This is a genomic window from Marinobacter sp. EVN1, from assembly GCF_000475375.1.
In the GTDB taxonomy this organism is placed as follows: Bacteria; Pseudomonadota; Gammaproteobacteria; order Pseudomonadales; family Oleiphilaceae; genus Marinobacter; species Marinobacter nauticus.
Window position 1 is genome coordinate 244,293 of record NZ_AXCB01000016.1, and the last position, 22,041, is coordinate 266,333.

20 protein-coding genes are annotated in these 22,041 nt (G+C 59.7%); 9 read left to right on the plus strand and 11 right to left on the minus strand.

The window, feature by feature from the left end:
• The first annotated feature begins 7 nt into the window (after window positions 1-7).
• The 3 genes from Q674_RS28930 to Q674_RS28940 are packed head-to-tail and all read left to right on the plus strand — an operon-like array spanning window position 8 to window position 2,831.
• Window positions 8-1,033 carry a FecCD family ABC transporter permease gene (locus Q674_RS28930; RefSeq protein WP_031210046.1) on the plus strand — a complete coding sequence of 342 codons (1,026 nt, stop codon included), beginning with the start codon at window positions 8-10 and terminating at the stop codon, window positions 1,031-1,033.
• Complete coding sequence (locus tag Q674_RS28935; RefSeq protein WP_023008664.1) at window positions 1,030-2,037, plus strand: FecCD family ABC transporter permease; 1,008 nt, start codon at window positions 1,030-1,032, stop codon at window positions 2,035-2,037. Before Q674_RS28930 ends, Q674_RS28935 begins: the two co-directional genes overlap by 4 nt.
• A complete protein-coding gene (locus Q674_RS28940; protein WP_022990763.1) occupies window positions 2,034-2,831 on the plus strand; it encodes an ABC transporter ATP-binding protein in 798 nt (265 codons plus the stop codon). Before Q674_RS28935 ends, Q674_RS28940 begins: the two co-directional genes overlap by 4 nt.
• Window positions 2,832-2,837: 6 nt before the next feature.
• On the opposite strand, the gene Q674_RS28945 is transcribed toward Q674_RS28940, so the two are convergent.
• The 9 genes from Q674_RS28945 to dctP form a co-directional block, all read right to left on the minus strand.
• Window positions 2,838-4,040 (minus strand): multidrug effflux MFS transporter, encoded by a 1,203-nt coding sequence (locus Q674_RS28945; protein ID WP_023008665.1) that lies wholly within the window; start codon window positions 4,038-4,040, stop codon window positions 2,838-2,840.
• 83 nt (window positions 4,041-4,123) lie between these two features.
• Entirely contained in the window at window positions 4,124-4,561 is a 438-nt protein-coding gene (locus Q674_RS28950; RefSeq protein ID WP_023008666.1) for a DUF4124 domain-containing protein, read from the minus strand.
• 106 nt (window positions 4,562-4,667) lie between these two features.
• On the minus strand, window positions 4,668-5,876 hold the full coding sequence (glcF, locus tag Q674_RS28955; protein ID WP_023008667.1) for a glycolate oxidase subunit GlcF: 1,209 nt from the start codon (window positions 5,874-5,876) through the stop codon (window positions 4,668-4,670).
• A gap of 2 nt (window positions 5,877-5,878) precedes the next feature.
• Window positions 5,879-6,946 carry a glycolate oxidase subunit GlcE gene (glcE, locus tag Q674_RS28960; RefSeq protein ID WP_014422551.1) on the minus strand — a complete coding sequence of 356 codons (1,068 nt, stop codon included), beginning with the start codon at window positions 6,944-6,946 and terminating at the stop codon, window positions 5,879-5,881.
• Window positions 6,939-8,411 (minus strand): FAD-linked oxidase C-terminal domain-containing protein, encoded by a 1,473-nt coding sequence (locus tag Q674_RS28965; RefSeq protein ID WP_023008668.1) that lies wholly within the window; start codon window positions 8,409-8,411, stop codon window positions 6,939-6,941. Before Q674_RS28965 ends, glcE begins: the two co-directional genes overlap by 8 nt.
• A gap of 12 nt (window positions 8,412-8,423) precedes the next feature.
• The gene (locus Q674_RS28970; RefSeq protein WP_014422553.1) at window positions 8,424-8,849 is read right to left on the minus strand and encodes a GlcG/HbpS family heme-binding protein; all 426 of its coding nucleotides are present in this window, start codon (window positions 8,847-8,849) and stop codon (window positions 8,424-8,426) included.
• A gap of 19 nt (window positions 8,850-8,868) precedes the next feature.
• The gene (locus Q674_RS28975; RefSeq protein WP_022990756.1) at window positions 8,869-10,407 is read right to left on the minus strand and encodes a TRAP transporter large permease; all 1,539 of its coding nucleotides are present in this window, start codon (window positions 10,405-10,407) and stop codon (window positions 8,869-8,871) included.
• Complete coding sequence (locus Q674_RS28980; RefSeq protein ID WP_023008669.1) at window positions 10,404-11,114, minus strand: TRAP transporter small permease subunit; 711 nt, start codon at window positions 11,112-11,114, stop codon at window positions 10,404-10,406. Before Q674_RS28980 ends, Q674_RS28975 begins: the two co-directional genes overlap by 4 nt.
• Window positions 11,115-11,216: 102 nt before the next feature.
• Window positions 11,217-12,275 (minus strand): TRAP transporter substrate-binding protein DctP, encoded by a 1,059-nt coding sequence (gene dctP, locus Q674_RS28985; protein WP_014422556.1) that lies wholly within the window; start codon window positions 12,273-12,275, stop codon window positions 11,217-11,219.
• 338 nt (window positions 12,276-12,613) lie between these two features.
• On the opposite strand from dctP, the gene Q674_RS28990 reads away from it, so the two are divergent.
• The 6 genes from Q674_RS28990 (at window position 12,614) to Q674_RS29015 (ending at window position 17,757) form a co-directional block, all read left to right on the plus strand.
• On the plus strand, window positions 12,614-13,372 hold the full coding sequence (locus tag Q674_RS28990) for an FCD domain-containing protein (RefSeq protein WP_014422557.1): 759 nt from the start codon (window positions 12,614-12,616) through the stop codon (window positions 13,370-13,372).
• 59 nt (window positions 13,373-13,431) lie between these two features.
• Complete coding sequence (locus Q674_RS28995) at window positions 13,432-14,202, plus strand: ABC transporter ATP-binding protein (RefSeq protein WP_022990754.1); 771 nt, start codon at window positions 13,432-13,434, stop codon at window positions 14,200-14,202.
• A gap of 106 nt (window positions 14,203-14,308) precedes the next feature.
• Entirely contained in the window at window positions 14,309-15,061 is a 753-nt protein-coding gene (locus tag Q674_RS29000) for a transporter substrate-binding domain-containing protein (protein WP_023008671.1), read from the plus strand.
• Window positions 15,062-15,107: 46 nt separating this feature from the next.
• A complete protein-coding gene (locus Q674_RS29005) occupies window positions 15,108-15,812 on the plus strand; it encodes an ABC transporter permease (protein ID WP_023008672.1) in 705 nt (234 codons plus the stop codon).
• A 3-nt stretch (window positions 15,813-15,815) separates the two neighbouring features.
• Window positions 15,816-16,538: an ABC transporter permease gene (locus Q674_RS29010; protein WP_022990753.1), complete on the plus strand. Its 723-nt coding sequence runs from the start codon at window positions 15,816-15,818 to the stop codon at window positions 16,536-16,538.
• 160 nt (window positions 16,539-16,698) lie between these two features.
• Complete coding sequence (locus Q674_RS29015) at window positions 16,699-17,757, plus strand: succinylglutamate desuccinylase (protein WP_023008673.1); 1,059 nt, start codon at window positions 16,699-16,701, stop codon at window positions 17,755-17,757.
• A 24-nt stretch (window positions 17,758-17,781) separates the two neighbouring features.
• Here the strand turns inward: Q674_RS29015 and Q674_RS29020 are convergent, their stop codons facing one another.
• Together Q674_RS29020 and Q674_RS29025 are read right to left on the minus strand one after the other, a co-directional pair.
• Window positions 17,782-20,808: an efflux RND transporter permease subunit gene (locus tag Q674_RS29020; protein WP_023008674.1), complete on the minus strand. Its 3,027-nt coding sequence runs from the start codon at window positions 20,806-20,808 to the stop codon at window positions 17,782-17,784.
• Window positions 20,808-21,899, minus strand: coding sequence for an efflux RND transporter periplasmic adaptor subunit (locus Q674_RS29025; protein WP_023008675.1), 1,092 nt, complete (start codon window positions 21,897-21,899; stop codon window positions 20,808-20,810). Before Q674_RS29025 ends, Q674_RS29020 begins: the two co-directional genes overlap by 1 nt.
• Window positions 21,900-22,041 lie beyond the last annotated feature (142 nt).

Sequence of the window (22,041 nt, forward strand, 5' to 3'; positions counted from 1 at the left end):
GCGCCCAATGTTGAACGCTCTATCCCCGACTAGCGTGGTTGCGTCTCGCGCTTTTTTCCCGCCGCTTCTGGCTGCGGGATTTTTATTGTTGCTGGTGGTACTGGCCAGCCTGCTCTATGGCGCCGGTCCGGTGTCTGCCAGCGATGCCATGGCGGCGCTGATGGCCAATGGCACGGAGGAAGCCTGGTTCGTGGTCACCGAGCTTCGGCTGCCCCGCACCATCATTGCCCTGATCACCGGCCTCGCACTGGGCCTGGCCGGTGCCCTGCTCCAGTCCATGACCCGCAACCCACTGGCCGAGCCGGGCTTGCTGGGCGTCAGTGCTGGCAGTGGCTTTGCAGTAGCCCTGGCCATCCTCTTGGGCGCCACCACAGCTACTCTCACCACCCTGGCCGCCCAGCTTGGAGCGCTCGCTGGCTGTGCCCTGGTGATTGCCGCTACCAGGGTGCAGGGCCTGGGCAATGATCCTGTGCGTCTGGTATTGGCCGGGGCCACCATGACCGGTCTGCTGCTGGCATTGACCTCCATGTTGATGCTGATGGACCAGCGAGCCGCCGATGAGATTCGCTTCTGGATTACCGGCAGCGTGGCCGGCAAACCCTTGTCCATGCTTTGGGCAACGCTTCCCTCCATCACTCTCGCCCTGGTCCTGATTGCTATCGTGGCACGACCACTGGCAGCCATGGCCCTGGGCGAAAAAGCGGCCGTCGGGCTGGGACATCACCCGGGGCGAATCCGCTTCCTGATCACTTTCACGGTTGCTCTGCTGGTGGGCTCGGCAACGGCCCTCGCCGGGCCCCTGATCTTTGTCGGACTGGTGGTGCCGTTTATTGCCCGGGCCTTTTCCGGCCCCGATATCCGCAAGACCCTCTGGCTGTGTGTGCCTGTTGGCCCTGCCGTGGTACTGGGTGCCGACGTGCTTTCCCGGTTGATTGCCGCGCCCGCCGAAATGCCTCTGGGGGTGGTTACCGCGCTGATTGGCGCTCCGGTGCTGCTGGCCATTGTCCGGGCCGGCCGGATGCCTTCGCTATGACCGCAGGATTCGCCATGCCGGATAAACGCAACACGCTGGTTAATACCGCCCTGCTCGGGCTGTTAGTCCTGGCAACCATCATCTCGCTGGCCACCGGTACCGTGCAGGTTTCCCTGTTCGATACCCTCAGGGCATTAGCCGGCCACGCAGACCCGATGACCGATTTCGTGATCAACGAGCTTCGTCTGAGCCGGGTAATCGCGGGACTACTAAGTGGGGCAGCGCTGGCCATGGCCGGGTGCCTGATGCAGACCCTGGCCCGTAACCGTCTGGCGACACCGGGCATTATCGGCATCGATAACGCGGCTACCGCCTTTGCGGTCGCGTCGGTGGTGGGCGTGGGTTTATCGCTGGCACCATCAGCCATGGCATTGGCTGGAGCGGCAGCCGCCACGGCGATTGCCTTTGGTCTGGCGGGCGCCAATGGCACCCGGGGCTATCGCTTTATCGTCGCCGGCATCGGTATTGGCGCCATCGCGGGCGCAGTCACCCAGGTAATGCTCAGTCGGGTGGCGATTGATGCCGCCAATGCGGCCTATCCCTGGACGGTGGGCAGCCTGAATGCCCGTTCCGGCCAGAGTGTGCTGGTGCTCGGAATGGGCCTTGCGGCCGGCTACCTGATTCTGATGAGCCTCAGCCGGGGCCTCAATACCTTGCAGTTCACGGATGCGGTGGCCATTGCCCTGGGCACACGACTGAAAGCCACCCGCATAATCGGCCTGGGTTTGTCGGTGATGCTCACGGGCCTGGCAGTATCGGTCTGCGGGCCGGTTGGCCTGATTGCCCTGCTGGCGCCGGAGCTTGCCCGGGCCCTGTGCCGCCCGGGCAAGGTTCCGCTCACGGCTGCGGCCCTGGCGGGCGCCAGCTTCATGCTGATTGCCGACCTGTTAGGCCGCACGCTGTTTGCGCCGCTGGAAATTCCGGTAGGCATCATTACCGCCATCGTCGGCAGCCCTTACCTGCTCTGGATACTGCTGAGACCTTCGCCACGGAGCCTGACATGAGCCACCCCCAAACCGCGACCCTTGCCGCCGACGACATCACTCTGGCGCACCGTCAGTTTGTGGTAGCGGAGAATCTGAGCCTTCATCTGCCAACGGCCCAGGTCACCGCCATCGTGGGCCCCAACGGCTGCGGAAAATCCACCTTGCTGAATGGCCTGGCCCGGATTCATACGCCCAAGGGCGGCTCCGTGCTTCTGGACGGCAAGGATATCCATCGCCTGCCGTCCAAAGAAGTCGCCCGGAAACTGGCCCTGCTACCCCAGGACAACACCGCCCCGGAAGGTCTCACCGTTGCCGACCTGGTGCGCTTTGGCCGCCAGCCTCATCAGGGCTGGATGGCACAGTGGTCGAAAGAAGACCAACGGGCCTTCGATCAGGCGATACAGGCCGCCGATGTTGCCGGACTGGCTGACCGTGCACTGGACACCCTCTCTGGCGGGCAACGACAGCGGGCCTGGATTGCCATGGCGGTGGCCCAGCAAACGCCGCTGTTACTGCTGGACGAACCTACATCGGCCCTGGATCTTGGCCACCAGATTGAAGTGTTTGAGTTAATCCGGGCACTGAGCGGACAAGGCAAGACCATCGCCATGGTGGTGCACGACCTGGCCAGTGCCTGTCGCTATGCGGACCATATGGTGGCCATGAAAAACGGAACCATTATTGAGGAGGGCACTCCGGCGGAGATTGTCTCACCGGAGCTGGTGCAGGAACTCTACGGCGTCAGCTGCGATCTGATTCACGACCCGGCCACCGGTAGTCCGTTACTGGTCAACGTGCGCCGCAATCCCTGAGCGGTCTCAGGCCAGGGTTTCGGCCCTGGCCTTTTCCCGGGCAATCGCGGCTGGAGCTCTGGCCGCCAGCACCACCGCGCCAGCCGAGCAGGCCAGCATGCTCAGTACAATAGGCAGCAGTGCATCACCTCCTAAAGCCGATGACAGCGCACTGATCCCTCCAGCCAGGGTGAATTGAGAGGCGCCCAGCATAGCGGCGGCGGTTCCGCCCAGATGCGGAAAGAACTCCAGCGCATTGGCCATGTTGTTAGGCACGATCCCGCCCTGACAGCCAATGGCGCCAATGATGAACAACGCCACCGCCCAGAACGGCCCGTCCAGAATGACCACGGTAACCAACCCGACCAGCATCAGGAACTGCAGCATAACCTGTACCCGCAACAGGATGACTGATGGGACGCGCCGCAACAGCGGCCGGTTGACCAGATTCAGCACCGCCATCAATCCGATATTGGCCGCGAACAGCATAGAGAAACTGGCGTTGGACAGGCCGAACCACTCCTGGTAGATAAACGACGAATGGGTAATGAACAGCAGCATGGTGCTGAAGCACATCACCTGAATACCGATAAAGCGCATGGTTGTGCCGTGGCGAAGCACCAGCATGTAGTTGGTTACCAGAGTTTTCACCGGCGTCGAAGCCTGGGGCCTGGGTTTCAACCTGGGAAACAGGGCGATTTGCAGCACGACCGCCAGCAAGAGCGCGTAGCCGGCCAGAAATACGAAAATCCAGTGCCAATCGCCGAGCGCAAGCATCAACGCACCCAGTGAAGGTGCCGCAGCCGGGGCAATAAACATGATCAGGCCAATCAGGCCGAACAGGCGCGCCGCTTCCTGCCCGCCCACCTGGTCGCGGACAATCGCAGGCACCGAGACCGCACAGAAGGCACCGCCGATGCCCTGTACAATTCGCCAGCCCACCAACTCCGCCAGGGTATCGGCTCCGGCAATCATCATCGCGGCAATGGCGAAAATGGTCAGCCCGACAAACAGTATCAACTTGCGGCCATAGCGATCCGACAAAGGCCCGCCCACCAGTTGTGCGAGACCAAGGGTGGCGACATAGGCACTCAGAGTCAGGCCCACATCCGCATGGGGAATACCAAAACCCTCAGCAATATCGGGGAACGCGGGCAAATACGCATCCAAAGCCAGAGGCCCCAGGGCGACGGTCATACCAAGTAATAACGCGAGCTGAAAATGAGACAAATGCTACCTCCGCTGACTAGATAGATAGCTAACAATATTCAGAAAAGGACCGCAATGCGCGGTTTCCGAAGCCAGCGCGGAAATCAGTTCTGGTCGAGCACGCACTCCCGGCTATAGAGCTGGCTGAGTTTGCGTCGTTTCTGGCGCAGGCCATTGCCTCGATCATTGCTGTAACCAGCTCGCAACTGGCCCTGAATCCGGTCCAACTGCTTCCGATATTTCTCGCACTGTTGCGCCTGCTTTTTTGCCTCTCTGGCCTGGGCATAGCGATCCTTGCTGCCGGGAGCCAGCAAGCGTTCCACTTCAGCCCGGCTTTGCCGCACCCGGTCGGCCTGGCGGATGTTTTCGCCCATGGGGACGGTCACCGGTGGTTTCACCGAAACACTGGAATGTCGCACCTGCCTGGGTGGCGTATCGGAAAAGTGTATGGACCCGTTAGCATCGGTCCAGCGGTAGATTTCAGCAGTGGCGGGCGCTGCCGCGGTAACGAGAAGCAGGCTCAGGGCCAGTTTCCTTGGCATGGGTTCACATCCTGTGAATAGTTTGAGGGAGAGCCCCGCCACCATCACAGCAGCGGGACAGGCGCTGGTAACTATACCGAAAGCCAGCGCCACTTTCAGGAACGGATCAGCGGTCCAGCAACTCGATCCAGTGGTTCACCGGTACGTCTGCTTTGCTCTCCAGGTGCAACTGGCAGCCAATGTTGGCCGTGACAATCCGTACCGGGTTATCCACCGTCAGCGCCTTGAGCTTGTTATCCAGCAGCTTCTGGCTCATCTCCGGCTGGGTAATGGAATAGGTACCCGCCGAGCCACAGCACAGGTGCTTGTCTTTGGTGGCCGCCAGGTCGATACCCGCCTTGGTGAGCACCTGCTCCACCACCCCATTCTGTTTCATGGCATGCTGCAGGGTACACGGACAGTGGAACGCCACCTTGCCCGCCTGGGCACTGGCCTTCAGGGGCTCCAGGTCTTCCTTCAGCAGGAACGCCCCAAGATCAGTGCACAGCTCGCTGACCTTCCTTGCCTTATTGGCGTACACCGGGTCATCTTTCAGCAGATGGCCGTAATCCTGGACCATGGCACCACAACCTGACGCGGTCATGATGATGGCCTCGGCTCCGGCTTCAATGGCGGGCCACCAGGCATCGATGTTGCGGCGCATCTGTTCCAGACCGCGCTCATGTTCGGAAAGATGGTAGTTCACCGCGCCACAACATCCGGCCTCGGGGGCTTCCACCATGGTCACACCGAGCTTGTCCAGCACCCGGGCCGCAGCCGCGTTGGTATTGGGCGCAGCTGACGGCTGAACACAGCCGGCCAGAGCCAGAACCACACGGCTGTGGCTCGACGAGGGCCAGGGGCTTGCGTGTCGGCGAGGGGGCACCTTGGTGCGCAGCTTCTCCGGCAGTACCGGACGGAAGGCCTGGCCCAGACGCAGCATCAACCCGAACAGCCGGCGGTCCGGCAGGAAGCGGGTCAGCGCCCAGCGCAGCCATTTTTCCTGCGGCTTGCGCGGCAGCTCTTTTTCCATCAAACCACGACTGATGTCTACCAGGCGGCCATACTTCACGCCAGAAGGGCAGGTCGTTTCGCAGCTTCGACACGTCAGGCAGCGGTCCAGGTGTTCGCGGGTCTTCTCGGTGACTTCGCCGCCTTCAAGGAACATCTTCATCAGGTAAATGCGGCCACGGGGGCCATCCCGCTCGTCGTTCAGTTCCTGGTAGGTTGGGCAGGTTGCGGTGCAGAAACCGCAATGCACACAGGCCCTGAGGATCTCCTCCGCTTCCTGACCTTCGGGATCATTGGCAAATTGTTGAACCAGATTCGTTTGCATAATTACAACCAGCTATAGAGACGGCCGGGATTGAAAATGCCGTCGGGATCGAACGAGTGTTTCACGCGGCGCTGGATGGTTTTCAACGCCTCGGGTTGGCTTTGCATCACTTCGGCAGTGCGATCACCACCCCGGAACAGGCTGACCTGACCACCGGCAGCACGAGCCAGTGGCTCCAGATCGCTGAGTGAGGCCTGGCCGCGATACCATCGCTGGGAGCCAACCCAGTCGATCATCCAGGGGCCGTCCAGCTTCGGCGTTCTGGCGGTGGAATCCAGGGAGAACCGCCAGAGAGGTGCTTCCGGATCGTCAAAGAAGCCGTGCTGCATGTCCTGAACCTCTCGCCAGAACTGGTCACCCTCAGCCATAACCTCGCCACCCCATTTCTCGGCGGTCGCCTCAACCGCTGATTTTGCACCGGCAAGGCGCAGGTACACCTTGCCATCTACCCAGCAAGCACCGGTGATGGGTTTGGGCTCACCGGCACGGCGGTTCATGTATTCCACCACCTCGTCCATGGCCATCTCCCGCACCAGGGTAACGGTGGCCGCCGGCTTCGGCATGACTTTCAGGCTGATCTCGGTGATCACCCCGAGTGTTCCCATGGCGCCGGCCTGCAGACGGGAAACGTCGTATCCCGCCACGTTTTTCATCACCTGGCCACCAAAACGCAGGTGTTCGCCCTTGCCGTTCAGCAGGCGAATACCCAGCACCTGATCCCTCACCGATCCCGCCCAGGGTCTGGCCGGGCCGGACAGGTTGCAGGCCATTGTGCCGCCGATGGTGGATGCGTCGCCAAAATGCGGCGGCTCAAAGTGCAGACACTGGCCCTGCTCCGCCAGCACCGCTTCAATTTCTTTCAGGGTGGTACCGGCACGTACCGTCAGCACCAGCTCTACCGGATGGTATTCCACCACACCAGTGTGCTCGGCCAGGCTCAGAGTGCTGGCATCAGCATCGCTCTGGCGCCCCATAAAGGACTTGCTGCCGCCGCCGACAATGTTGAGTTTCTGCCCGTTACTGCGGGCCTGGAGCACCTGCTCCTGTATCGTTTGGATCTGATCAGCCATGGGCAGTGTCCGCCTCTTCGTGCTTGTGTTGCTTGTGCTCGATGGAGCGGTATTCCTGACAGAATTTCAGGGTGGGCACCCCTTTGCCCGGGTTCAGAATTCCGGTGGGGTCGAAGGCCGCTTTCACATCGTGGAACTGCTGCAGCTCGTCATCATTGAACTGCACCGCCATCTGGCGAATTTTCTCCACGCCCACGCCATGCTCACCGGTGATACAGCCACCCACCTCAACACAGAGTTCCAGGATCTTGCTGCCGAACGCCTCGGTGCGCTCAAACTCGCCTGGCACGTTGGCATCAAACAGGATCAGCGGGTGCAGGTTGCCATCGCCCGCATGAAACACGTTCGCCACCCGCAGGCCGAACTCTTCTGACATCTTTTCCATTTCCAGCAATACCTTGGCCAGATAGCGACGCGGAATGGTGCCATCCATGCAGTAATAATCCGGCGAGATCCGCCCCACCGCCGGGAAGGCCGACTTGCGCCCTTTCCACAGCAGAGCCCGCTCTTCCTCGCTCTGTGAGGTGCGAATGGAGGTCGCGCCCAGCTTACGGAACAGCGCTTCGGCCTCTGCGATGTGTTCGTGCACTTCCTCTTCGGTGCCGTCCACTTCACACAGCAGCAGGGCCTTGGCATCCCGGGGATACCCGGCACCGCAGAAGTCATCGGCCGCGACAATGGCATGACCATCCATCATTTCCAGGCCGCCGGGGATGATGCCGTGGGAAATCACGCCACCCACCGCGTCGCCCGCTTTCTCGATGCTGTCGAAGCCCGCCATGATCACCTGTGCCACTTCCGGCTTGGGCAGCAGTTTCACCTTCACCTCGGTGACCACGCCCAGCAGTCCTTCAGAGCCGGTGAGCAGCGCCAGCAGATCCATACCGCAACTGTCCAGACCATCACTGCCGACCGTTACCCGGTCACCCTCGGCGGTGATCATTTCCACACTGAGGATGTTGTGCACGGTCAGGCCGTACTTCAGGCAGTGCACGCCACCGGAGTTTTCGGCCACGTTGCCGCCAATGGTGCAGGCGATCTGAGAGGAAGGATCCGGACCGTAATAGAGGCCATACTGTGCGGCTTCTTCACTGATCGCCAGGTTACGGACACCCGGTTGCAGGCGTGCGGTGCGACCAATCGGATCAATGTTCAGAATCCGGTTGAACTTGGCCAGCGAGAGCACTACCCCTTCCTTATGCGGCATGGCACCGGCACACAAACCGGTACCGGCACCACGGGCCACCACCGGCACACCGTGTTGGTGGCAAATGCGCATGACCCGCTGCACCTGTTCCACGGTTTCCGGGAGCACCACCAGCATGGGCATTTCCCGGTACATGGCCAGGCCATCGCACTCATAGGGTTTCAGGGTTTCGTCATCGGTGATGACGAAGTCCGGGTCAATAAAGGCCCGGAACTGCTCCGCCAGCCGGGACTTGCTGATACGGGATTGAGTATTCATAAGAGACACCGGTTACTGGCGTTTGCTTTCAAAATGGTCGATGCCAGCCTGGGCACAGTCCATGTCCTGTTGTGGCGTGCCCGAGCTGAGACCGATACCGCCGACCACTTCACCGTCTACCATCACCGGCAGGCCACCGCCTACCGTGCTCAGGCGACCGCCCACTTCAGTATGTATACCGAAGGCGAGGTTGCCCGGCACGTTGGCGGCATTGTAATCGTGGGTCGCTTTGCGCGCGGCCGCAGCGGTAAATGCCTTGTCCTGTGCGATGGTAACACTGGTCACTTTGCCCCCGTCCATACGCTCAAAGGCGATCAGCGTGCCGGACTCGTCCACCACTGCGATGCACATGGGCACACCGATTTCACGGGCCTTGGCCGCCGCACCCTCAATCAGGATGCGTGCATCAGACAGGTCGAGACGATGAATGGTCAACATAACGATTTACTCCTCTTGGTTAGCCATAAGCGAGATTGGGCAGCCAGGTAGTGATGGCCGGGAACACAATGCACAGGAATACGCCCAGGGCCTGGATGGCCAGGAACACCAGGGATGACTTGAAGATGGTGCCCATGGAAATTTCCGGCGGGCACACGCCGCGGATATAGAACAGCGCATAGCCGAAGGGCGGGCTCAGGAACGACATCTGCATATTCACCAGATACAACACCCCGAACCACAGCACCACGTCGTCACCAGACACGCCCGGCAGGCCGAACAGACCCGGGAACTCCAGGGCTTCCACAATGGGGATAAAGATAGGCACCGCCAGCAGCAGGATGCCGACCCAGTCCAGGAACATGCCCAGTACCACCAGCAAGACCATCAGCAGGAACAGGATGCCGTAGGCCGGCAGGCCGGTGCCCAGAATGGATTCGGTAATAAAGTCCTGACCACCCTGGAGAATGTAGAAACCTACAAACACCGAGGCACCAAACATGATCCATAGCACCATGGCGGAAGCCTTGGCGGTAGTGACCGAAGCATCCCGCAGAGTCGCGATGGAGAACACCTTGTGTTTCATCGCCACAAGAATGGCGCCAAAGGAGCCGATGCCGGCCGCCTCAACTGGTGTGGCAATGCCGCCAAAGAGCAGGCCAAGCACCAGGAACACCAGAATGAGAGGCGCAATCAGGTCTTTCAGAAGCAGCAGCTTGTCTTTCAGGCCGATGCGTTCCTCCTTGGGAATCGGAGGCCCGAGTTCGGGGTTCAGCTTCGCCCGGATCCAGACATAGAACACATACAGGCTGGATAGCAGAACGCCAGGAATCACCGACCCCAGATACAGTTCACCCACCGATTGCTGGGCAACCACGGCATAGAGGATCGCCAGAATCGAGGGCGGAATGAGAATACCCAGGGTACCGCCCGCCATGATGGAGCCGAGGGCGATCTTGTGGTCGTAACCCCGTTTGAGCATGGCCGGCAGGGCAATGATCCCCATGGTCACGACCGCCGCACCGATAACCCCGACCATCGCTGCAAGAATGGTCGAGGCCACAATGGTGGCAATGGCCAGGCCGCCGCCAACACCACCCATCCACTTGTAGACGACATTGAACATTTCTTCGATGAGGCCGGCCCGTTCCAGCATCGCCGCCATGAAGATGAACAGCGGAATAGCGGCCAGATCGGAGTTGGTCATCATCGGGAAGATGCGGCTGGGGATGATGTTCAGCATCAGCGAGTCGCCCACCAGATAAATGAAGGCAACCCCAAGACCACCGGTAACAAACGCCAGTGGCAGACCCATCATCAAAGCCACCAACAGGGAGCCGAACATCAGGTAGGTGAGCGGTCCGATGTTCACATCGGCCAGGCTTCCGGCCAGCTTGAACAGGAATTTCTCATCGCTGAACGGGTCGTAGAACAGAATGTTGACGAACTCGACAAACATCACAAAGGCCAGCGCAGCGGTGGCCAGAATCATCAGCCAGGTGCCAAGCTTGCCTTTGAGGTTGCCCTGGCCCGGATTGTTCACTGTAGTGGTAGTCATGCGTGTTGCTCCCGGCCAAGCTTGACGAACAGGGCAATGTCCTTGATCAGTTTGGACAGGCCCGCCAAGGTAAGTAGAACAGCCCCCAGCAGCATCATGGCCTTGACCGGCCAGTACTGGATGCCCCAGGTCTCGACGGTACGTTCATCCATCGAGTAGGAGTTCTGGAAAAAGGTCCAGGAGGTAATCACCAGCGCCAACGCAAACATGAAGAAGAACATGGAGGTGAAGATATCCATGCCAATCCGGCCCCGCACAGGCAACAGGTTATAGATCACATCGACCCTCACGTGGGCGCCATGCAGCAGGGCAAACGCGCCCGCCAGCAGGTACTGCATACCGAACAGCAGAAAGCTGGCCTCATGCACCCAGATGGTCGGCATATTGAAGATGTAGCGCATAACCACTTCAAAAAAGTAGAAAACAACGGCGTTTACGGTCCAGAAGGAAATAAACACGCCATATTTTTCGCTGATCCAGTCGATAATCCGGGTAAACCAGTTCGCGTAATCCGACTCGATGGTTTTCGACATTTCGGCTTCGATCTGCTGAAGCTTCTCGTTTGCCAGGGCATTCTTGTCAATCGCCTGCACGCCACGGCTACTGGACCAACGGTCCCACGCCATCATCAGCAGCGGCATTACCGCCAGCCAACCCCAGTAGAACCAGTGCGGCAGCACAAAGCCAAAGTTGCTCAGATCAGACATACTGTCCTCACGTCAGTGACAACGGGGGGAAGGGAGAGAGCGCCCTGAACCAAGGCTTCCCTGCCCTTCCCCGCTTTTTTGATTGTTGTTGGTAGTGCCGGTTTACTTGCCAGCCGCCTTGAGGTCTTCCTCGGTGACGTAGCCCACGGTGTCGTTCATCATGTACTCGAGCTGCATATCGAAGATGGCCTTGGCATCCTCGTTCTTGTTCGCCCAGTTGTACCAGATGGGAATTGCCGCGCGACGGAACTCCTGCAGATCCTGCTGGCTCAGACGCGTGACGGTGTCTCCATCCGCCTTGAACTTCTCCATGGCTTCGATGTTGCGCTTCTGGATGGTCAGGTAGTGCTTCTGGGAGTAATTGCGCACCTCTTCCTCAACCAGCTGCTGCAGCTTGGGATCCAGGGCGTTCCAGGCACGCAGGTTCACCGTCAGGTCCATCAGATCCACCGGCTGGTAAATAGACATCACCCCTGGAGGCCCGAACAGGATGTAATCGGTCACCTGCGAGAAGCCCAGCTCATAGTTCACCGCCGGGCCCACGTAGTCCGCCGCATCGATGGTGCCCTTTTCCAGAGCCGGGAAGATGTCGGAACCCGGCAGGCTGACAGTGGATACCCCGAACTGCTGGAATACTTCAGCCACCATGCCGCCAGGCACCCGGATCTTCATGCCCTTGAGATCCGCCAGGCTGTTCACCGGCTTCTTGGAATGAATGATGTTGGCGTCGTGCTGAATCGGGCCCACGTAGAACAGCCCGTACTTTTTGTAGATCTCCCGGGTTTTCTCCAGCATGCCCAGGGAATAGAACATGGTGTCCCACTGGTGAGGCTGATCCGGGCCGGCCGGGTAAGACGACAGGAACACCGAGGCCGGGATCTTGCCTGACCAATACAGGGTAAACGGGTTCATACCCTGCAGTACGCCATTACGTACCGCATCAAACAGCGCGTTGTTGTCGGCCGCGACCGCCTTTGCCGGGTACGGCCTGAAAATAAGTTCTCCGCCGGATTTTTCCTTGATGCTGTTGCACCATTCCTCGAACAGGTCATAGCCAACCGTGCCCGCATCCCACACCGACTGAATTTTCCAGGTAGTCGCGGCCTGGGCCTGACCGGCGCCCAGTGTCAGCGCGCCTGCCAGGGCTGCACCAACCGCCATTTTTTTGAGAAAACTCCGGCGTGGTGGGTTTGCGTCTGAATCACAATGCTTGTCGTTGTTATCATTGATGTTCATCGAAACATCTCCGTTCACTTTGTTGTTATGCAGAGGTAATCCAACACCAGCAAATGCCAGCATTAAAAAGATATTCGTAGGCAGGTGCGGTTTAGTCCAGAGAATTGCCAGCTGGTCAGACCAGTTTTTAATTGTGGAAAAATGGACGAATTCGGTGCTATAGGCCATAGTTAGCGGTCTGGAGGACAACACCCGAGAAGGACTTCCTGAGCACTTGAACAACAGCAACTGGTCTGACCAGCAAGACCCGTCAGGTAGAAAACATGGGGATATCGCAGGAAATTTCCTTCAGGCTAGAGCGGCTGATTCTCGACGGCGGCCTGGCACCGGGGCAGAAGATACCCTCGGAGCGCCAGCTTTCGACCAGACTAGGGGTTTCCCGGGCCATCATTCGTGAAGCATTGCATGAACTCCAGGGGCGGGGCGTCATCGAAACCCAGCATGGCCGGGGATCTTTTGTTGCCAGCATTGTCCCGAACACAGACGATCTGGAAGACAACAGCCCGTTGATGCACCTGTTTGCTGGCCACCCCCGCACCCTTTATGACCTGCTGGAAGTGCGCGAACAGTTGGAAGGCCAGGCGGCCGAACTTGCAGCCCAGCGCGCCACCCGAGGTGATCTACACCGGATTACCAAAGCCTACCGGGCCCTGGAAGACACCGACCCGCTCAGCAACGCCAAACCCGACCACGGTTTTCACCAGGCTATAATTGAAGCATCTCATAACCCGGTACTGGTACATGTGCTCAATGGTCTGAAAAACATGATGCTGCTGACCGTGCATGCCTCCGTTGCCAACCTGAATCCAAGGGCGGAGATGCGCCAGTTAATCATGAAGCAGCACAAGCAGATCTATCAGGCCATTATGGCGGGCAAGGCCAGAACCGCCCGCAAGGTGGCCATGGCCCACGTACGTTTTGTTCAGGATTCATTGAGAAGCCTGGAAAACCAGGGGGCAGAGGTCATTCGAGTCTCACTCGAGTCCAATAACTTTCACGAAAACCCAACAAAGCGGTATTGATTTCCACGGCAACAGTCCGTAAAACATGCGCCTTTGTATGACAGTCTCAGGAGCCAGCCATGGCGGAACCAGCGCCTCTTATTTGCAGGGACATCCACAAGACCTTTGACAAGCTGGAAGTTCTCAAGGGCATCTCTCTGGAAACCCGTAAGGGTGATGTGGTTTCCCTGATTGGCAGTTCCGGTTCCGGCAAGAGTACCTTTCTGCGCTGCATCAATCTGCTGGAAACCCCCACCTCCGGCGACATTATTGTGCACGGCGACCCAATCCGGTTCACCGAAAACCGCAAGGGTGAGCGGGTGCCCGCCGATAACCGCCAGGTGGAACTGATCCGGGCTCGCCTCTCCATGGTGTTCCAGGGCTTCAATCTCTGGTCCCATATGACGGTGCTGGAGAACATAATCGAAGCGCCGGTTCACGTTCTGAAGATTCCTAAAAAAGAAGCGATTGAGCGCGCAGAGGCTTACCTGAACAAGGTCGGCATCTACGAACGCAAGGACTACTACCCGGCCCAGATGTCCGGCGGGCAGCAGCAGCGAGCAGCCATCGCAAGAGCCCTGGCCATGGAGCCGGAGGTGATGCTGTTTGACGAGCCAACCTCAGCTCTGGATCCGGAACTGGTGGGCGAGGTACTGAAGGTCATGCAGAGTCTGGCTGAGGAAGGCCGCACCATGATCGTGGTCACCCACGAGATGGCATTCGCAAGGGATGTGTCGAGCCAGGTCCTGTTTTTGCATCAGGGCGTGATTGAGGAGCAGGGAACCCCGGACAAGGTTTTCGATAACCCGGATTCCGAGCGCATGAAGCAATTTCTTGCTCCCAAGTTCTGAACACCAGTGCTATCTTGAATCGGTGTTGGACGAGGAGTTGAAGAAAAGCTCCCGAAACTTCCATAAAAAATAAAGCCTTTGTGGCGAATTACTGGAGAAGTGACACATGAAAAAACTGATTGTTGCAGCAAGTTGCGCCCTGGCCCTGGTTGCCGGTACGGCCCAGGCTCAGGAAAGAAACCTGCGCATTGCTTTTGATGTGCCCTACGAGCCATTCGAGTACAAAGACGAAAACGGTGAGCTGACCGGTTTTGAAGTGGAGCTGGCGGACGCCATGTGTGAAGAGATGAACGCCAACTGCGAATTCGTCATTCAGGCATGGGACGGTATGATTCCTGGCCTGCTGGCTCGTAAGTTTGATCTGATCATGTCTTCCATGTCGATCACACCGGAGCGTGCCGAGCGCGTGCTCTTCTCCGAGCCGTACTACAACACCCCGGGCGGCTGGTTCGGCCCCAACGATTTCAGCACCGACGTCACTGATATGGATGCCATGAAAGGCAAGACTGTCGGTGTTCAGCGCGGTACCACCATGGACACCTACGTGACCGAAAACATGGGTGGCATTGTTGAAATCAAGCGCTACACCACCGCTGATGACATGGTACTGGACCTTGAAGGTCAGCGTCTGGATGTGGTCTTTGTCGACTACCCGGTGGGTGAGCAGACCGTTCTGTCCAAAGACGGCTTCAAGGAAGTGGGCGAGCCTGTGAAACTGGGTGAAGGTGTGGGCGTTGCCATGCGCAAGCGTGATGCCGACCTGGCCGATGAAGTAAACGCCGCCCTGCGCACGTTGAAGGAAGATGGCACCTACGACACCATCATGAAGAAGTACTTCAACTACGATATCAAGATGTAATGACCAGGGGGCGGCGCCACGGCGCCCCCGCTGACCGGATACTCCCATGTTTGATCTGAAAGGCTATGGCCCGGCCCTCGCAGAAGGAGCGGTCATCACCATTGAGTTGGCCTTCCTGTCTCTGGCCCTGGCCCTGACGCTTGGCCTGGTTGGTGCCAGTGCAAAACTCTCCGGCAGTCGTGTTGCCGCCGGCATCGCAACCGCCTATACCACGCTGATTCGCGGGGTTCCGGATCTGGTGATGATGCTGTTGTTCTATTACGGCGGCCAGGTAGCGGTGAACATGTTTTCGGATTATCTGTGGGAAACCCGCGGTATCGACTTTTTCTTCCAGTTTGATCCTTTCATTTCCGGCGTGGTGACCATCGGTCTGATTTTCGGTGCCTACATGACCGAGACCTTTCGCGGTGCCTTTCTGGCGGTGGACGTCGGTCAGATTGAAGCGGCCAAGGCTTATGGCTTTTCCCGCTGGCATACCTTCCGGCGGGTGATGATCCCGCAGATGTTACGCCATGCCCTGCCGGGCATCGGCAATAACTGGCAGGTGTTGCTCAAGACCACGGCACTGGTGTCCATCATTGGCCTGACCGATATGGTGCGGGTGGCGGAGGAAGCCGCCAAGGCGGAGCGCATGCCTTTCCACTTCTTCGTACCGGTGGCTGCCGTGTATCTGGCGCTGACGGCGGGGTCGGAGCTGTTTATCAAGTGGCTTGATCGTCGAGCCAATGTCGGCGTGGTTCAGGGGAATTAAACGATGCCTGATTTCATTGCCGAGTGGTTGAACAAGAACGAAATTTTCACGGCCATGACGCTGATGGAGTACTGGGACGGTCTGGTGACGACCGTACACCTGGTGTTTCTGTCGCTGGTCATCGGCCTGGTGGTGGCGGTTCCGCTGGCGATTCTGCGTACGGTCCGGAATCCGCTGGTGTCCGGGCCAATCTGGATCTACACCTATCTGTTCCGGGGCACGCCGCTGCTGATCCAGCTGTACATTATCTATTATGGAGTAGCGCAGATTCCGGGGATTCAGGAGACTTTCTGGTGGGAGATCTTCCGAGAACCTCTTTATCCTGCCCTGCTGGCCTTCACGCTGAATACCGCAGCCTACACCACGGAGATTATCCGGGGGGCGATTATGTCTACGCCCCATGGTGAAATCGAGGCGGCGAAAGCCTATGGCATGAACTGGTTTCTGCGGATGCGCCGGATCATTCTGCCAAGCGCGGCGCGTCGCGCGGTTCAGGCCTATTCCAATGAGGTGATTTTCATGCTGCACGCCAGTGCGATTGCCAGTGTGGTCACCATTGTTGATCTGACAGGGGCGGCACGGAACATTTATTCGCGGTTTTACGCGCCGTTTGATGCGTTTATTTTCGTGGCGCTTTGTTATATGGCGCTGACGTTTATTCTGGTGTTTGCTTTCCGCAAGCTGGAAAACCATCTTTTGCGGCATCAGCGGCCGGTGAATGGCTAACTTTTGCTCCCATCGCCGGGAGCATGGCCATCTGGCTGGATAGGCTTTCCGGGAACCGCTACAAGCACATCCCTGTGCGCTTCTCTCCGGCCATCCATGGCCTCCGAAATTCCCGGAAAGCCTATCCAGCCAGATGCCCCCAAACGCTGCAGGGGAGTCTATGAAGGCTACGAATCAAATCTTTGACTTTCACCCGGACTGGCTTAGCCATACCCTCGCCAACGCTTCCGCTGATCTGCCCGAAACCAAAACCTCCCTGCCCGATGGCACCCAGGTTTCCCGCAAGGCCAACGGGGTTCTGTGGCTGACGCCACCGGCTGACAGGGCTAACCCGAATCAGGAAGCGCTGATCATTTCTGCCGGGGTGCATGGCGATGAAACGGCGCCAATTGAAGTGCTCAACACTCTGGTGTCGGAGTTGTTTTCCGGGGAGTGGTCGCTGGCGTGCCCGCTGCTGCTGATCCTGGGCAACCCTCCTGCCATGGTGGAGGGTGAGCGGTTTCTGGATGTGAACATGAACCGGTTGTTCAATGGTGCCCATGGCAAACCGGAATATTCCAGGCTTGCGGAGGGCCGGCGGGCTCGGTTTCTGGAGGAAATGTGTCGGCAATTTGCGATGGCGCATCAGGGTCTGGCGTTAAGCCATTATGATTTGCATACCGCTATTCGCCCGTCGAAACGGGAGCGCTTTGCGCTGTACCCGTTCGTGGAAGGGCGGTCGGTTCCGGCCGGCCAGTGTGCGTTCCTGCTGGAGGCCGAGGTGGAGACCCTGTTGCTGCAGCATAAGGAATCGACAGTGTTTTCATCGTTCACTGCCAGCACGCTGAAGGCGGAGAGTTTTACCATTGAACTGGGCAAGGTGGAGCCGTTTGGCAGGAATGATCTGCGACGGTTCCAAGGCATTGAGCGGGCCTTGCGCCGGCGTTTCCGGGGCGAGGCAGCACCGGCAGTGCGGCCACCATTTGATCATCTGACGGTGTTTGAGGTGGTGCATGAGGTGCTCAATACCGGGCCGTCTTTCCGGTTTCATGTTCCGGACGATGTGGCGAACTTCACGGAGTATCAGCCTGGCACGGTGATCTGGGAGGATGATCAGGACGACTACCGGGTCGGAACCGCGCCGGAGGCGGTGGTGTTTCCGAACCGGGCGGTGCCTGTGGGCCAGCGGGTGGGTTTGATGATCCGAGCCAAGGAAGTGTACAGGGCCGGCTCTGTCTGAGCCGCCCTGTACATGACACCAGGTTCAGGCCGGCGCGTTTTCGGGTTCGCCCACCGGCAGTTTGATCAGTTTGGTGCAGACTGACGGTATCACCAGCAGGGTCAGAACCGTCGAAGCCAGCAGACCGCTGATGATGGCCCAGGCCATGGGTGGCCACAGGGTGGAACTTGAGAACGCCAGCGGCAGCAGGCCGGCCACGGTGGTTGCGGTGGTCAGCAGGATGGGCCGGGTACGGCGTTCCACAGCGGTGCGCACCGCATCGGCAATGGCTCGGCCCCGTTCCAGCTCCCGATCCATTACGTCCAGCAGCACGATGGCGTTGTTCACCACGATACCGACCAGAGCAATCACCCCCAGCAGCGACTGAAAACCGAAGGGCGAACCGGACAGAACCAGCCCCGGGAAAATGCCAACGGTTGCCAGCGGTACGGTCAGCAGGATAATGCCCACCCGCCGGAAGGAGTTGAACTGCAACAGCAGGAAGAACAGCAACAGCAGCATGCCGATCGGTGCCGCGGTCAGCAGTGCGGAGTTGGCACGGTCAGAACCTTCGGCATCTCCCCCCATGTCCAGTCGCGTGCCCGCCGGCAACGGGTTCTGTTCCAGGCCCGCATACAGGCCGTCCAGCGCCAGGCTGAAGCTGTAGTCTTCCTCCAGATTGGCACTGACCGTATTCACCCGTACCCCGTTGCGCAGGTAAACCGCCGCCGGTTCCCAGGTAGTTTCAACCGTAGCCACGGCCGATAGCGGAATGGCATCGCCCTGGTCGTTGTAGGTATTCACAGACAGCAGGCGCGACAGTGACAGCGACGTGCCTTCGCGGGAGCGCAGCACGATGGGTATCGGGTCGTCCTCCTGTCGATAACGCTCAGCCACGGCGCCGTAGCTCTGGCCATACAGGCTCTGGGCAACATCGGCTCGGGTGAGGCCATAGCGGGCGGCGGTGGCGTCGTCCACATTGATGGCGATGCTGGGCACACCAATGTCGAGATCGTGGCGAACATCCACCGTGCCCTCAACACCCCTGAGAATGGAATAGACCTGCTCGGTGGCTCGGGCGCGGGCGTTGTCGTCCGGATGGAAGACACGGACTTCTACCGGCGCAGGCCGCGGTGGTCCCTGCCCCAGAATCCCGGCGGTGATATCCAGCTCCGGTAGCGACCGGGCGGCCTCGTGGCGGATCCATTTCACCAGGTCGGTGGTATCGGCCAGCGTCGGCGTGCGAACCACCAGCCTTGCCCGGTTAGGCGCCTGTGGCGAGCGCTGCAGATTGTAATAGAACGACGGCCCGGTAAAGCCGACAAAGCGGTGCACTTCCAGTGCCTCGGGCCGGGTCCGAATGGCCTGTTCAAGAACGGCGGCCACTTCAGAGGTTCGGGCCTGATCGGTGCCTTCGGGCATGTACATCTCGACGATGACACGAGGACGGTCTGCGTTGGGGAAAAACTGCTGGGCCATGAACGGGGTCATGCCCAGGCTGATCACCACCAGCAGGGCGCCGGCGGTAATCAACCGGCCCGGGTGCCGATACACCAGGCCACCGAGGTAGCTGGCCAGGCCGATAAGCCGGTCTTTGTGAATATTTTTCCGAGGCTTCAGAAAACGCGCCGCCAGCAGGGGCACGGCAGAAATTGCCAGCAGATAGCTCACAGAAAGGGTGAGCATGATCATCACCGGTACGCCCCGGGTGAAATCCGCGGCGCCGCCCTTGGCCATCAACAGCGGCGCAAAGGCGGCAAGTGTGGTGCCGGTAGACGCACCCAACGGCCCGGCCAGCTCACCGACCGCCTTGCGCAGGGCATCCAGCCGGCGCATGCCCTCATCCAGATGGCCCTGTATGTTTTCCACAATCACAATGGCGTTGTCGATCAGGATACCCAGGGAAATGACCATCCCGATAACGGCAATCTGATGCAACACCCCACCCCCGAGGTCATAGAGCCCCACGCTGATCAGGGCCACCATGGGCAGGATGGACGCCACCAGCAGGCCCATGCGGATACCCATGCCGGTAAATACCACCGCCACGATGATCAGTACCGACAGCACCAGGCTCCAGGCCAGGTCATCCAGCCGGTCAGAGACCTTGTCGGGCTGAAAAAACATCTCGCGGAGCTGGTACGGCTCAAAGTCCGGGCGCACCTGGTCCAGCCGTTCCCGGATCCGCTCGCCAAAGCGGATGGCGTCGGTGGAACCTTCTTCCATGATAATTGACAGCAACACCACCCGCTCGCCGTCGAACCAGGTCTCTGGCTGCCGGGGCTCGGCCGGCCCACGCCAGACTTCTGCGGCCGCTGCCAGGGGCACCTGGGAGCCATCTGGCAGCTCAATGGGCGTCGCGCGAATCGCGTCTATGTCCGTGAACTCAGTGTTCGGCAATACTGATAGGCGCTTGCCTTCCACCACCACGAAGCCACCGGGGATGGTCTGGTTGCGCCGGGCCAGGGTGTCGAGTATCCGCTTGGGCGGAACTCCCAGCCGATACAGCGCGGCGTCGTCAAGTGCCAGGGTAATCTGTTCGTCGGCATCCCCTTCAAGTTCAATGCGGGAGATGCCAGGGATATCCAGAAGGTTCTGTTTCAGGCGTTCGGCCACCTCCGAAAGCTCAGTCACTGAGGGTGAACCGCCCACGGCCAGCACCACGGCCGGGATGTCGATCAGACGGTCATCCAGCTCCATCAGGCCTACATCATCGGGGAAATCCTGGCGCGCCCGCTCCATGGCCTGACGAACCCGATCCCACGCCGAATCGGTGTCGTAGATGCGGTCCCGGAGTTTCAGCCGGGCCAGTGCCACGCCGGTTCTGGCGGTGCCCTGGCTCCAGTCCAGCTCTTCGACCTGGCGCAACTCATCGGTCAGCGGCTGCAGCACCAGGCGCTCAACCGCCTCGGCGCTGGCACCGGGATAACTCACTGTGATCATGCCAGCCCGGTATGGGAAACTCGGATCCTCCTGACGGGGCATGGTGCTGTAGGCGGCAATGCCGAGCAGGCAGAGCATGGTCACCACCATGCCCAGCAAGCGTTGATAATTAAGCAGTCGGCGGGTCATCAGCGCACCTCCACGGTGTCACCATCCACCAGCCGGGTCATACCGGCGTAAACCACCTGGTCACCCGGGCTCAATGCGCCGGGATGTACCATCACGCGCTCACCGATGACCCGGTCAACCTCTACCGGAACCCGCTGAGCTACCTGGTCTCGCACCCGGAACACACTGGTGCCGGTGCTGTCACGGACGACCGCCAGCAGGGGCACGGTAATGGCAGATTCCCGCACCGGGGCAATGCCCACTTCCACCGGCTCGCCGGAGGACAGGGAATTTGGCGGCAGGCTGACCAGTACCGGATGCAGTTCACCACGGATGGAACTGCCCTGGGCAATCTCCACCACAGTGCCGGTAGCCGGTTCTCGGTTGCGGTCCTGCACCAGCCAAACCGGCAGCTCCTGACCAATCCGGACATGGCCGAGCAAGTGCGCGGGCACCCGCACTTCAACTTCCCGCCCCAGCGGCGAGGACAAACGCATGACCGGCTGCCCGGCTGCCACGAACTCATCCCGCTCCACCAGCAATGCTTCCACCTGCCCGGCAAAGGGCGCCTTCAGAACACTTTCCTCAAGCAACCTCGTGGCTTCGGCCAGTGAGGCTTCGGCCGTCGCCATGCTCGCCCTCAGCGAATCCCGGCGGGCGGCAATCTGTTCCAGCGTCTGCTCCGAAACCACGCCTCGCTGATGCAACCGGCTGGAGCGTTCCCACTCCCGCTGGGCCTGTTCAAACTGGGTTCTCAGCTCATCCAGGCGGGCAGCCGCGGAATCCCGCGCCGGTTCCAGCGCCGGATTGTACAGACGCGCCAGCACATCACCGGGCTTTACCGTCTGCCCCAGCTCAACCGGGCGTTCCTTCAGCGTCCCGCTGACCTGAAATGTCAGGGTTGCCCGCTGGGCCGCACGGACAATGCCAGAAAACCGCAGAGGGATTTCTTCCAGCTGGCCCCCGGTGACAGCGGATACCCGCACGGCGACCGGCGTATTTTCAGCGTTTTCGCCGGATTCGGTGCCGCCACCGCGGCAGCCGGAAACAGACAGCACGGCCAGTAGTGCACTGACCAGAACAAACGGAGAGTGACGTAGTGTGAGAGACATAGTGTTCCAGCCCCTTTCCCTGAACAGGTTGATTGTGACCTCCGGTCCATCGGAGGTTGCCCATTGTTTCCGACATCATGTCACTCTTTGACAAATTGTCAATAATCGGCTTTCATCGGTTTTCAGTTATCATGCAGCCAAA